We start from the raw sequence: 12,410 nt of genomic DNA, 5'->3' as shown, positions 1-12,410 counted from the left end.
CTTCGATTTAAGCGGGACTCTTTCGTCAATCAATCCGGGTGGCAGGCGCTCTTTCAGTCACTGCCACTCACAGCTGGCATGCTTTCTGGTGTCTTCAATACAAGGACAGGAGAGGCCGGGTCTGGCCTCCCCCGCTGTCAGGGCTGGCACGCCCCCGGGATCACACGTTCAGCAGCAGGAACTCGCGCTCCCAGCGGCTGATCACCCCGAAGTAGGTCTCGTACTCCTTGCGCTTGACCGCCACGAAGGCGCGGATGAAACGCTCCCCCAGCATCTCCTTGAGGGGCTCGCACTGCTCAAGATGGCTCAGAGCCTCCTCCAGCGAACGGGGCAGACTGTAAGGCAGGTCATAGGCGCTCGACTTCATTTCCGGCAACGGATCCAGCTTCTCCATCATGCCGAGGTAGCCGCAGGCCAGGGTCGCAGCCAGCGCCAGATAGGGGTTGGCATCGGCGCCAGCAAAACGGTTCTCTACCCGGCGGGCACTGGCATCGGAGAAGGGCACCCGCAGGCCACAGGTGCGGTTCTCTACGCCCCACTGCACGTTGCGCGGCGCGCTCTCGCCAAAGGTGAGCCGACGATAGGAGTTGACGTTAGGCGCCAGCAAGGCGGTCACGGCTGGTGTGTATTTCTGCAGACCGGCGATGAAGTGCATGAACTGCTCGGTATTGCCGCCATTGTCCGTGCCGAACAGGTTGCGACCGTCCACATCTTCCAGACTCTGGTGGATGTGCATGGCGGAGCCCGGCTCGTCGCTCATCGGTTTGGCCATAAAGGTGGCATAGATGCCGTGACGGTGAGCCGCTTCCCGCATGGTGCGCTTGAACAGGAACACCTGATCGGCCAGATCGATGGCATCGCCGTGCAGAAAGTTGATCTCCATCTGGGCGGCGCCGGATTCGTGGATAAGGGTGTCCACTTCCAGTTCCTGCGCCTCGCAGTAGTCGTACATGTCCTCGAAGATGGGGTCGAATTCGTTGACCGCATCGATGCTGAACGACTGGCGGGCCGTCTCCGGGCGGCCATTGCGGCCAATGGGCGGTACCAGAGGATAGTCGGGGTCTTCGTTGCGCTTGACCAGGTAGAATTCGAGCTCGGGGGCGACCACCGGCTTCCAGCCCTGCTTCTCATAAAATGACAGGACCCGACGCAGCACCGAACGCGGCGCTATGTCGATAAGATTGCCATTGATGTCGAAACAGTCGTGGATCACCTGAGCGGTCGGCTCCAGCGCCCAGGGCACGAAACGAATGGTGTTGGGGTCCGGGTAGAGCTGCATGTCCCGCTCCAGCGGGTCTATCATGCTGTCGTCATCCGGGTACTCGCCGGTCACCGTCTGGGTGAAGATGACCTCGGGCAGCCGCATGCCCCCTTCGCGCAAAAATTTGTTGGCTGGAATGATCTTGCCTCGGGCATTACCGGTGAAATCCGGAAACAGGCACTCCACTTCCGTGATGCGATTGCTCTCCATCCAGCCCTTGATACTGTCCATGTTAAACCCCGACTTTACGATTGCCATTGGCAAGGGTGTCTAGTATATGGAACACCCTTGTTATCAAATTGTAATCAACAACACCATAAAAGCCCGCCGTTAAGGCCGATGTCAAGCGGTGGTGTTTAAAAAATTATAAATAACGGTGCATATAATGACCATGTCGGCACCAAATACTAAACACCTTGGCTCACCCAGGACCCATTGCAAGGCCGATGCCAACGAGGGTGCCTGATCCCCCATGTTCTCAGTCAGACCCTGTCCGAATCAGGTCATTTTTTTGCAAGGGCGCACAATCCTTATCCTATTTGCTTTGCATGCCTGCATTTTTTTGGTACAAGGCCCGCCCTGATTTGCACTCTCCTGCTTGGATTTGGTGCAAATTCAGGATACAGGGCTTGGTCTGCAGGCAGACAGCCCCCATAAACAGGGATAATTGGGTTAGTAACTGACTGGTAGTAAACCGTATGTGTGATTTCATGACTAAAGACCAACTGGCCTTTTACAAGGGGCAGATCGAGCGTCAGATCCTCGAACTCGAAGATCGCCTCAACTCCCAGGCCAGCCAGGCCATCGCCACCGATACCAACGAGATGGCTGATGAAATTGACCGTGCCAGTATCGAGGAAGCCCGTCGTCTGGAGCTGAACCGCATCGAGCACGACAAGTTGCACCTGCGCAAGCTGCAGGGTGCGTTAAGGCGTATCAACGAAGGGGATTTTGGTTACTGCGAATCTTGCGGTGACGAGATTTCTCTCAAGCGGCTGCAGGCTCGTCCCGAGTCCCGCTTCTGCGTTGAATGCCAGAGTACCAAGGAATTCAACGACACTCACGTGTACCGTCGCGTTGCCTGATTCTTCTGTTAGACTCCGGGCAAGTCCCGGATTCTACAGGAGAGCAGAGAGTGAAATGGTTCCTCAGACTGTGCTTGTGTCTGCCGTTGCTGGCACAAGCACAGACCCTCACGGTCAAGGTTCCCAGCCGACCAATCAACGATCTCGATAAGGAATATCAACTCAAACTGCTGGAACTGGCGCTGACACATGCCGGACAGCCGTTTCGTATCGAGCAGGTCGAGCTCAACCTCAACCAGTACAGCCTGCAGCAACAGCTGAGCAAGGGAAAGACCATCAATGTATTCTGGATGGGTACCTCCAGCGCACTAGAATCCTCCCTCATTGCCGTCCCGATCCCGCTGTTTCGCGGTCTGGAAGGCCTGCGCATCTCCTTCATCCACAGCGACGCTCAGGAGAAGTTCAACCAGATCAATTCGCTGGCCGACCTCAAGCAATTGAAAGCGGCACAAGGTGTGGGCTGGGCTGACAACAAGATCCTGGAAAACGCCGGTATCCCGACTTATTCCGGTCGCTACAGCACGCTGTTTCGTCTCATCAACGACGGCGACAAGCTCGATTTCTTCCCGCGCAGTCTGGTGGAGATCTTTGCCGAGCGCAGCGAACTGGTGGCGCAATACCCCAATCTGGTCATCGATCAGCGCCTGCTGATCCGCTATCCCTTTGCCGAGTTCTTTTTCGTCAGCCCCGAGTACCCCAAGCTGGCCAAGGCGATCCAGGCAGGGCTGGAACGGGCCTATGCCGATGGCAGCTTCATGACCTTCTTCCGTGAAAATCCCAAGATCCGTGAAGCCCTCGCCAGCGCCAATCTGGAGAAGCGGATCACCATTCAGCTCCCCAACCCGGACATGACCCCCTTGCTCAACAGTATTCCAGCCCAATATTGGGAGTATCCTCCGCGGTAACAGTGTTCGAACGACATGCGCGTTGAGCGGCACTGGCATCACCGCCGGGATTATCCCCCGGCCATCAGGGACCGGGGGCAGACAGCCCTCTGAGGCAAGCGGGGTCGTGGCAGCCAGAGTGCCGGGATCGCGCCCTGCCTGCTGCTGACAACCCAAGGAAACCATATGCGAAACATGAATACAGGCCTGCTGCTGGCGGGCTGTCTGGTGGCAATCCCGGCCCTGGCCGACAAGGCCGACCCCATAGGAGAGGTGAGTACCGCCTTCAAACTGTTCGGCCCCAACCACAAGATCCTGGTGGAAGCGTTCGATGACCCCAAAATCGCCGGCATTGCCTGCTACTTGGCACGCCCCAAAACCGGTGGCGTCAAAGGCGGGCTGGGACTGGCGGAAGATCCCTCTCACGCCTCGCTTTCCTGCCATCAGACTGGCCCCATCTCACTGCCTGCCAAGCTCAAAGCGGGGGAGGAGGTGTTCGATGTCAGCACCTCACTGGTGTTCAAGGAGCAGAAAGTGGTGCGTTTTTACGACGAAAAGCGCAATGCGCTGGTTTATCTGACTTACAGCACCAAATTGGTAGATGGTTCGTATAAAAGCGCAGTGAGTGCAGTTCCCATCATGCCATGGCGCTGAATCGGCCCCATTTATCCCGTGATGACGGCCCACATTTGTTGTAATTTAACTACATCATTATTTGCGGAGAGCACACCATGAAAGTCGCCGTTTTCAGTACCAAGAACTACGACAAGGAACACTTCAATCAGGCCAACAGCCAGTACGGCTATGAGCTGGAGTTCTTCGACGTACGGCTGGAGGCCAAGACAGCCCGGTTGGCCCACGGCTTCCCCGTGGTGTGCCTGTTCGTCAATGACGACGCCGACCGGGAAGTGCTGGCCGAGCTGGCCGCCAACGGCACCAAGGTCATCGCCCTGCGCTGTGCCGGTTACAACAATGTGGATCTGGCTGCCGCCAAGGAGCTGGGGCTGAAAGTGGTACGGGTCCCTGCCTACTCTCCCGAAGCCGTTGCCGAACATGCGGTGGGGCTGATGATGACCCTCAACCGCCGCATTCATAAGGCCTATCAACGCACCCGCGATGCCAACTTCTCGCTGGAGGGGCTGGTCGGCTTCAATATGCACGGCCGCACCGCCGGCATTATCGGCACCGGCAAGATCGGCATCGCCACCCTGCGCATCCTCAAGGGCTTTGGCATGCGTCTGCTGGTAAGCGATCCCTACCCGAGTCAGGCGGCCATCGACTTGGGTGCCGAGTACGTGGATCTCGACACCCTGTTCCGCCAGTCCGATGTCATCAGCCTGCACTGCCCGCTGTTCAAGGAGAACTATCACCTGCTGAACAAGGAGGCGTTTGCCAAGATGAAGGATGGCGTGATGATCATCAACACCAGCCGGGGCGGCCTGCTCGACTCCAACGCCGCCATAGAGGCGCTCAAGACCGCCCGCATCGGCGCCCTGGGGCTGGACGTCTATGAGGAAGAGGAAGACCTCTTCTTCTCCGACAAGTCCAACGAGGTGATCACCGATGACGTGTTCCGCCGCCTCTCCGCCTGCCACAACGTGCTGTTTACCGGCCATCAGGCCTTCCTGACCCGCGAGGCACTGCACGCCATCGCCGATACCACCCTCGGCAACCTCAAGGCCATAGAGAGCCAGGGACATAGCGACAACGAGGTGGAGTAATCCTCTCGCACCCGCAGCCATGAACGACAGAGGGAGCCATTCCCTCTGTTTTCCACACCGACATGCGCCCCCCTGTGTATTTTCCCCTGCGACCTCAATATCCGGGGTGCCGGGTTGTGAGACCCGACGTCATCGGGTAGGCTACCTGCCCTTTTTTATTCAGGAGTCTGGCTGCCCATGTTTATCGGATTTGATTACGGTACTTCCAACTGTGCCGTCGCCGTGATGGAACAAGGCAGCCCCAGGCTGCTGACTCTGGGCGGTTCCCGCTATCTCCCCTCCACGCTGCACGCGCCCCACAGAGACGCCATCGCCGGCCTGCTGGCCGAAGGGCTGGCACCGGCCCAGCAGGCCGAATACCTCAAGCTGCGCGGCCCTGTGGTTACCCGTGCCCAGGCGGTACGCCGCCAGATGCGGGAAGAGGGGCTGATCGACGAACTCAGCTTCGGCGCTGCGGCGCTGGAGCGCTATCTGGAGGAGCCGGACGATGGCTATTACATCAAGTCGCCGAAATCCTTCCTCGGCGCCTACGGCCTCAAGGCTCCCCAGATCGCCCTGTTCGAAGACATCGTCTGCGCCATGATGCTGCACGTACGCCGCGAGGCGGAGCAGCAGCTTGGCACTCAGGTGCGCCGCGCCGTGATAGGTCGACCGGTCAACTTTCAGGGGCTGGCAGGAGAAGATAGCAACAGGCAGGCCATCGCCATCCTGACCGAGGCGGCCCGTCTGGCCGGGTTCGAGCAGGTGGAGTTCCTCTATGAACCCGTGGCGGCCGGCTTCGAGTTCGAGGCGCGGCTGGATGAAGACGCCGTCGTGCTGGTGGTGGATATCGGCGGCGGCACCACAGACTGCTCCATGCTGCGCATGGGCCCGAGCCATCGCGACCAGCTGGATCGCAGCGGCGATCTGCTCGGCCACAGCGGCCAGCGCATCGGCGGCAACGACTTCGATATCAGGCTGACGGTGGAAGGCATGATGCCGCTGCTCGGCATGCACGAAACCCTCAAGACCGGTAAACCGCTGCCTCACCCGCTGTTCTGGGATGCCGCCGCCATCAACGACGTCAGCGCCCAGAGCCGTTTCTACAGCCTGGATACCGCGCGTCAGCTGCAGGATCTGCAGCTCGACAGCCTGCCGGGCAGCAAGCTGGGACGGCTGGCCAATCTGCGCGCTCACAAACTGAGCCACCAGCTGGTATGGCGTGCCGAGCAGGGCAAAATCGCCCTCTCGGAGCAGGAGCTGAATCGCCAATCCCTGAGTGAACTGGAGAAGGGACTGGAAGCCGAGCTCAATCGTGAACAGCTGGCCAGCGCCTCTGCCCTGCTGCTGGAGAAGATTGGCGAGCTGATGGACGAAGCCATTACCAATGCAGGAGTGCAGCCGGACCGCATCTTCGTCACCGGTGGCAGCGCCCGTTCGCCGCTGATCGCCGCCTTTATTCGTCAGAAGTTGCCCACGATTCCGCTTGAGGGGGGCGATGACTTTGGCTCGGTGGCGGCAGGACTCGCTCGTTATGCCGCACGTCTGTTCGCTGACTGAGGCCCGCAGTTCCACCTCACGGAGACAGAGGCGATAATTGTTCTTATCGCCTGTTCAGCATCGAACGCATCCGATCACGGCAAGGTGTTGCCATTTAACGACACAGGGCTGACTCACAGGACGACAGAAGCAGTCGGGGTCGGCTCCCCTCGCCCTGCCCCGGGGACGGCGCAGGAGGTATGCTTGTTGCTCCCACTACCGGAGCCCTTCCATGCCCAGATTCCTGCTACTGCTGCTTGCCCTGTTCCTGCTCAGCGCCTGCAGCAGTACCCCCTCGTTCGTTCAGCAAGACTTGCAGCATCATCACTGGGTGCTCGACAAGCTGGATGGCCAGGCCATTGCGGCCTCCCGCGACAATCCGCCCGATTTCGAGATAGGTGAACACTTCACCGTCAACGGTATCGCTGGTTGCAACCGCTACTTCGGCCAGGGCCACCTCGAGGGCGACAGATTCTGGGTTACCAGCCTCGGCAGTACCGAGATGGCCTGTCAGGCTCCTCTCGATGCCATAGAGCAGGCAGTCATCACCACACTGCTCGAAGGCGCCACCCTGAGCGGCACCACCCAGACCTTGATCCTGAAGGGGAAACAGCACAGTTTGGAATACACCTTGCGTGACTGGGTGCTATAAGCGCGGTTGTCTGCCGGCGTAAAACTGACTCAATTGCGGTCGGAACTGCACATCAACGGACCCTCGTGCTCACGAAACCGGCATCACAAACAGGAACAAGTGTCCCGCCTGTGGCACAATATGAGGCAGTGCTCGCAATGGAGGCTGCCTCAGCCATGTCGATGGATCGTCTGTTTGACAAGATCAAACAACTCCCCACTATTCCGCAGCTGCTGCATGAGTTGATGCAGAGTTTCAGCGATGAAAATGCCCGTATCGACCAGATAGCGGGCAAGATCGCCATGGACCAGGTGATCAGCGTCAAGGTGCTGCGGATGGCCAACTCGGCCGCCCTGCGCCGTGGCAATGATGTCACCTCCATAGAGCAGGCGGTGATCCGCCTCGGTTTCAACCGGTTGCGCTCCGTGGTTGTCGCCTCCGGCATAATAGGCACCTTCAAGGCCCCCCCCAGCTTCGACAAGAACAAGTTCTGGACCGAGACCTTCCAGGTTGCCACTATCGCCAAGACCCTGGCCCAGGAGGCCAAGGTGCTGGATCCCGAGACCGCCTTTACCTGTGCCCTGATCCACAACATTGGTGAGCTGCTTATCCAGAGCACACTGCCGGAAGAGGCCGAGCTCATCAATATGGCGATCCAGAAGGGGAGCTGCCGGGTAGAGGCCCAACGGGAGATGCTGGGGTACGACTATGCCCAGCTCGGTGCCGAACTGGCACGGCGCTGGAACCTGTCGGAAGCCTTCGTCGATGCCATCTCCCAGCAGCTGGATCCCCTCTCCCACGATCCGGTCAGCAAGGAGGCGGTGCTGATCCGGCTCGCCGTCTTCATCTCCTTCGCCTGGAATGCGGGCGTGCCCGCCCAGGCCATCATTGCCCGTTTCCCCAAGCCGCTTGCCGACCAGCTGGGACTGGATCCCAAATCGCTGGCAGGCCAGCTCGAAACGCTTCACGAACAGGGTAATGCCCTCGCCGACCTTCTGACTCAATAAGCACTCATGACCCATCCATTTCTGTTTCATCCCCAGGTGGCGCCCTGGTTCAAAGAGAGCGCCGACAGCTTGCAACTCACCCTGTTCAGCGAGCTGGATGCCCCGATCCGGGAGGTGTGGCTGCGCCACGAACCGGACAACGAAGAGTACCTGCTGGCGATGACGCCAGTCTCGACCCGGGACATATTGCAGGTGTGGCAAGCCACATTGCCACTGATCAAAGGGCAGGATATCCACCTCTACTGCTTCAAATGTCTGACCGATGAGGAGCAGTGGTGGTTGCACGGCGCTGGCGTCAGCTCGGCCATGCCGCCTCGGGAGCAGCACTTTCGTTTCAACAGCCTGCACCAGCCGCCAGCCTGGGTGCAGGATCAGGTGTTCTACCAGATCTTTCCCGACCGCTTTTGCAACGGCGATCCGGCCCTGAGCGTGAAGCATCATGAATACGAGTACAGAGGCAAGGCGGTGATCAGCAAGGGATGGGGTGAGCCGGTCAGCCGTCACGAAGAGGGGCTCGGCGCCTGTGAGTTTTACGGCGGGGACCTGGCGGGGATAGATGCCAAGCTGCACTATCTGCAATCTCTCGGGGTCACGGCGCTCTACCTCAACCCCATCTTCGATTCGCCGAGCAACCACAAGTACGATACCCAGGACTACTTCAAGGTCGATGCCCACCTCGGCAGCAATGCACAGTTCGCCGAGCTGACCCGCAACCTGCACCAGCGCGGCATGAAGATCATTCTGGATGCAGTGGTCAACCACACCTCGACCCAGCACCCCTGGTTTTGTCCGCCACAGGGCGCCCAGAGCAACCCGGACTCACCGTGGCGCAACTTCTACACATTTGACAACGAAGGTGACTATGTCAGCTGGAAGGGCATTCGCAGCCTGCCCAAGCTCGACTTCTCCAGCGAGCAGGTACAGGACGCTATCTATCGCGCCGACGACGCCATACTGCGCTACTGGATGCGAGCACCCTACCAGATAGACGGCTGGCGCTTTGACGTCATCCACATGCTGGGGGAGCGTGGTACCGCCGAGGGCAATCGCGGCCATGTGCGTGCCATTCGCGGCGCCGTGAAGCAGGAAAATCCGGATGCCTATGTGCTCGGCGAGCACTTCTTCGAGGCGAGCCAGTGGCTGCAGGGGGATCAGGAGGATGGCGCCATGAACTACTATGGTTTCGCCCACCCGATCCGCGCCTTCCTGGCCGGGCAGGACATTGCCTATCACCCCATCAAGATCAGCGCCGAGGAGCTGGACAGCTGGCTCAAACTGGCACGAGCTCATATCCCGTTCAAGAACCAGCTGGCCCAGTTCAACCTGCTGGACAGCCACGATACCGCCCGCTTTCTCCATCTGCTGGGAGAGGACAAGCAGCGGATGCAGCTGGCCGCCACCCTGCTGCTCACCTATATCGGCGTGCCATCCATCTACTACGGCGACGAAGTCGGCCTCTCCGGTGGCAAGGACCCGGATTGCCGCCGCTGCTTCCCGTGGGAGACCACGGCCTGGGACCACGTGCTGCACGATCACTACCGCCGGCTGATCCAGATCCGCAAGCAGCGGCCTGCTCTGCGCCGTGGCGATATCCAGACCCTTTACGCCGGCCCTCACAGTTATGTGTTCGCCCGCACCCTGCAAAGCGATCAAGTTGTGGTCGCCTGCAACCGTCATCCAACCGAGCCGCGCACCATCAGCCTGCCGTTGTGGCAGACCGCCAGCCCCGCCAGCCGCTTCACCGATGCCTTCAACGGTGACAAGTACGAAGTGGTACAGGGACAGGTACAAGTGACCATACCCGCCAACTCGGCCAGAGTGCTGCTCTCCAGCTAAGCGTCAAAAAAGCGGAACCGAATGTTCCGCTTTTTGTTAAAGCATCAGAGATCGCATAAAGTTGTTTGAGCTGGGTTGGATTTCTCTATGAATCATCTAGTTACTTCACTCATAGTGGAATAAAACTGGCATCATACAAAACTGCTTCCAGCCCTTTTCGGCTAAACTGGTTCCAGGCACATATATTGCTTGCCTCTTGGCATCACTAGCGAGAATCCGTCATGTTCGACAATAAAACCCTATTGATTACCGGCGGCACTGGCTCGTTTGGCAAGATGCTGGTCAAGACAGTGCTGGAACGCTACAAGCCGAAGCGGCTCATCATCTACTCCCGCGACGAACTGAAGCAGTTCGAGATGCAGCAGGTGTTCAACGACCCCTGCATGCGCTATTTCATCGGGGATGTGAGGGATGCCAACCGGCTGAACATGGCGATGCGCGGCGTCGATTACGTCGTGCACGCGGCCGCGCTCAAGCAGGTCCCCGCTGCTGAATACAACCCCATGGAGTGCATCAAGACCAACATTCATGGGGCGGAGAACGTCATTCAGGCCGCCTTGCTCAATCAGGTCAAGAAGGTGATTGCCCTCTCCACCGACAAGGCTGCCAACCCGATCAACCTGTATGGCGCCACCAAGCTGGCTTCCGACAAGCTGTTCGTGGCGGCCAACAACATTGCAGGCCAGGATCCGACCCGCTTCGCGGTGGTGCGCTATGGCAATGTGGTAGGTTCACGCGGCTCAGTGGTGCCCTTCTTCCAAAAACGAATAGACCAGGGTGCCAGCACACTGCCCATCACCCATGCCGAGATGACCCGTTTCTGGATCACCCTGCCGCAAGGAGTGGATTTTGTGATGAACAACTTCCCGAGGATGAAGGGCGGCGAGATCTTCGTGCCCAAGCTGCCCTCGGTACGGATCACCGACCTGGCTACCGCCATGGCGCCCCAGCTGGCCCAGGAAATTATCGGTATTCGCCCCGGTGAGAAGTTGCATGAAGTAATGTGCCCTTCCGACGACTCCTATCACACCTTCGAGTTCGACGACTTCTTCATCATCGGCCCCACTATCAATTTCAATAATCGCAACAATGACTTCTCAGTCACAGCTGTGGGCGAGAAGGGTCTCATGGTCGAACAGGGTTTCGAATATAACTCCCGCAACAACAGCGACTTCCTGACGGTAGCCCAGCTAAAAGAGTTGAATGACAAGGTGGTAATGGAATGATCCCGTACGGCAGACAATCGATCAGCGAGGCGGATATCGAAGCCGTGGTCGAAGTACTGAGGTCGGACTTTCTGACACAGGGCCCGGTCGTTCCTCGTTTCGAGCAAGCAGTCGCCGATTACTGTGGCGCACGCTTCGGCGTCGCCGTGAACTCGGGCACGGCCGCTCTGCACATCGCTTGTATGGCTCTGGGTGTTGGCCAGGGGGACTGGGTCTGGACCTCCCCCATCAGCTTTGTAGCCTCGGCGAACTGCGCACTTTATTGTGGCGCTCAGGTTGACTTCGTCGACATAGAGCCGGATACCGGCAACATGTGCGCACTGGAGCTGGAGCGCAAACTGATTGTCGCCAAGGCGCAAGGACGCCTGCCCAAGGTAGTGATTCCGGTGCACTTCGCGGGCTTGCCCTGCGATATGAAAGAGATCCACCGCCTGGGCCAGGAGTACGGGTTTCGCATCATAGAAGATGCCTGCCACGCCCTCGGCGCCCGCTATCACGGCGAACCGACCGGCAATGGCCGCTACAGCGACATCACAGTCTTCAGCTTCCATCCGGTGAAGATCATCACCACGGGTGAAGGCGGCATGGCCATGACCAATGACCCAGCATTGGCCAAAAACATGCGCATGCTGCGCAGCCACGGTATCACCCGCGAACCGGAAGATTTCATCAACGAACCGGACGGCCCCTGGTACTACGAGCAACAGATGCTGGGTTTCAATTACCGGATGACAGATATCCAGGCGGCATTAGGGCTGAGCCAGATGAGCAATCTTGACCCCTGGATCGCCAAGCGCAGTGAGATTGCCCGTCGTTACTTTGAAGCGCTGGCCCCTGAACTCTTACCCCGTTACTTCAGCCCAGAACGGCGCAGCGCCTTTCATCTCTATGTTTACCACGTGGCTCCTAAGAAGCGTCCCCGTCTCTTTGAACAATTGCGGGCCCAAGGCATCGGCGCCAACGTGCACTATATGCCGATCTCCCATCAGCCTTGGTATCAAAGGTGGGCGCCGTCCCCCCAACCCCATGCAGAACAGTTCTATAGCGGCGCTATAACGCTGCCACTATTTCCAGCACTGGGTCATGCCCAGCAAGACATGATCAATGGTTTGTTGCGATCCATGAGCCCATAAGCACTGCATTCTGGGTGGCACAACGACAAACTAAATAGCTGTTTCGAATAGTAGATCACTGGGGGAAGGGAACTCAGTCCAGTTTGTGCGATCTCATTAGTCGCCAAA

General features: G+C 58.7%; 11 protein-coding genes. 10 read left to right on the top strand and 1 reads right to left on the bottom strand.

What is annotated here, in order from left to right; translation table 11 throughout:
• Window positions 1–160 precede the first annotated feature (160 nt).
• Entirely contained in the window at window positions 161–1,492 is a 1,332-nt protein-coding gene (locus OKC28_RS08750) for a glutamine synthetase family protein (RefSeq protein ID WP_111588527.1), read from the bottom strand.
• Window positions 1,493–1,959: 467 nt separating this feature from the next.
• On the opposite strand from OKC28_RS08750, the gene OKC28_RS08745 reads away from it, so the two are divergent.
• The 10 genes from OKC28_RS08745 (at window position 1,960) to pseC (ending at window position 12,302) form a co-directional block, all read left to right on the top strand.
• A complete protein-coding gene (locus OKC28_RS08745; protein WP_005318322.1) occupies window positions 1,960–2,346 on the top strand; it encodes a TraR/DksA family transcriptional regulator in 387 nt (128 codons plus the stop codon).
• Window positions 2,347–2,396: 50 nt separating this feature from the next.
• A complete protein-coding gene (locus OKC28_RS08740; RefSeq protein ID WP_270688743.1) occupies window positions 2,397–3,251 on the top strand; it encodes a hypothetical protein in 855 nt (284 codons plus the stop codon).
• A gap of 174 nt (window positions 3,252–3,425) precedes the next feature.
• On the top strand, window positions 3,426–3,884 hold the full coding sequence (locus tag OKC28_RS08735; protein WP_270688862.1) for a CreA family protein: 459 nt from the start codon (window positions 3,426–3,428) through the stop codon (window positions 3,882–3,884).
• 77 nt (window positions 3,885–3,961) lie between these two features.
• The gene (locus tag OKC28_RS08730) at window positions 3,962–4,951 is read left to right on the top strand and encodes a 2-hydroxyacid dehydrogenase (RefSeq protein WP_270688741.1); all 990 of its coding nucleotides are present in this window, start codon (window positions 3,962–3,964) and stop codon (window positions 4,949–4,951) included.
• A 177-nt stretch (window positions 4,952–5,128) separates the two neighbouring features.
• Window positions 5,129–6,490, top strand: coding sequence for a molecular chaperone (gene yegD, locus OKC28_RS08725; RefSeq protein WP_270688739.1), 1,362 nt, complete (start codon window positions 5,129–5,131; stop codon window positions 6,488–6,490).
• A gap of 211 nt (window positions 6,491–6,701) precedes the next feature.
• Window positions 6,702–7,121 carry an META domain-containing protein gene (locus OKC28_RS08720; protein WP_058395143.1) on the top strand — a complete coding sequence of 140 codons (420 nt, stop codon included), beginning with the start codon at window positions 6,702–6,704 and terminating at the stop codon, window positions 7,119–7,121.
• Between the two features lie 137 nt (window positions 7,122–7,258).
• Entirely contained in the window at window positions 7,259–8,107 is an 849-nt protein-coding gene (locus OKC28_RS08715) for an HDOD domain-containing protein (RefSeq protein ID WP_270688737.1), read from the top strand.
• A 6-nt stretch (window positions 8,108–8,113) separates the two neighbouring features.
• On the top strand, window positions 8,114–9,943 hold the full coding sequence (malZ, locus tag OKC28_RS08710; RefSeq protein ID WP_270688735.1) for a maltodextrin glucosidase: 1,830 nt from the start codon (window positions 8,114–8,116) through the stop codon (window positions 9,941–9,943).
• 221 nt (window positions 9,944–10,164) lie between these two features.
• Window positions 10,165–11,169 (top strand): UDP-N-acetylglucosamine 4,6-dehydratase (inverting), encoded by a 1,005-nt coding sequence (gene pseB / locus OKC28_RS08705; RefSeq protein WP_270688733.1) that lies wholly within the window; start codon window positions 10,165–10,167, stop codon window positions 11,167–11,169.
• On the top strand, window positions 11,166–12,302 hold the full coding sequence (pseC, locus tag OKC28_RS08700) for a UDP-4-amino-4,6-dideoxy-N-acetyl-beta-L-altrosamine transaminase (RefSeq protein WP_270688731.1): 1,137 nt from the start codon (window positions 11,166–11,168) through the stop codon (window positions 12,300–12,302). Before pseB ends, pseC begins: the two co-directional genes overlap by 4 nt.
• Window positions 12,303–12,410: the final 108 nt, after the last annotated feature.

This window comes from Aeromonas sp. D3 (genome assembly GCF_027705025.1).
Lineage (GTDB): Bacteria > Pseudomonadota > Gammaproteobacteria > Enterobacterales > Aeromonadaceae > Aeromonas > Aeromonas salmonicida.
This window is presented reverse-complemented; position numbering and strand designations above follow the sequence as displayed.

Bases quoted from the DNA above. Each gene is read 5' to 3' on its own strand.
- OKC28_RS08750 (WP_111588527.1), bottom strand. From the start codon at position 1,492: ATGGACAGTATCAAGGGCTGGATGGAGAGCAATCGCATCACGGAAGTG.
- OKC28_RS08745 (WP_005318322.1), top strand. From the start codon at position 1,960: ATGTGTGATTTCATGACTAAAGACCAACTGGCCTTTTACAAGGGGCAG.
- OKC28_RS08735 (WP_270688862.1), top strand. From the start codon at position 3,426: ATGAATACAGGCCTGCTGCTGGCGGGCTGTCTGGTGGCAATCCCGGCC.
- OKC28_RS08730 (WP_270688741.1), top strand. From the start codon at position 3,962: ATGAAAGTCGCCGTTTTCAGTACCAAGAACTACGACAAGGAACACTTC.
- yegD (WP_270688739.1), top strand. From the start codon at position 5,129: ATGTTTATCGGATTTGATTACGGTACTTCCAACTGTGCCGTCGCCGTG.
- OKC28_RS08720 (WP_058395143.1), top strand. From the start codon at position 6,702: ATGCCCAGATTCCTGCTACTGCTGCTTGCCCTGTTCCTGCTCAGCGCC.
- OKC28_RS08715 (WP_270688737.1), top strand. From the start codon at position 7,259: ATGGAGGCTGCCTCAGCCATGTCGATGGATCGTCTGTTTGACAAGATC.
- malZ (WP_270688735.1), top strand. From the start codon at position 8,114: ATGACCCATCCATTTCTGTTTCATCCCCAGGTGGCGCCCTGGTTCAAA.
- pseB (WP_270688733.1), top strand. From the start codon at position 10,165: ATGTTCGACAATAAAACCCTATTGATTACCGGCGGCACTGGCTCGTTT.
- pseC (WP_270688731.1), top strand. From the start codon at position 11,166: ATGATCCCGTACGGCAGACAATCGATCAGCGAGGCGGATATCGAAGCC.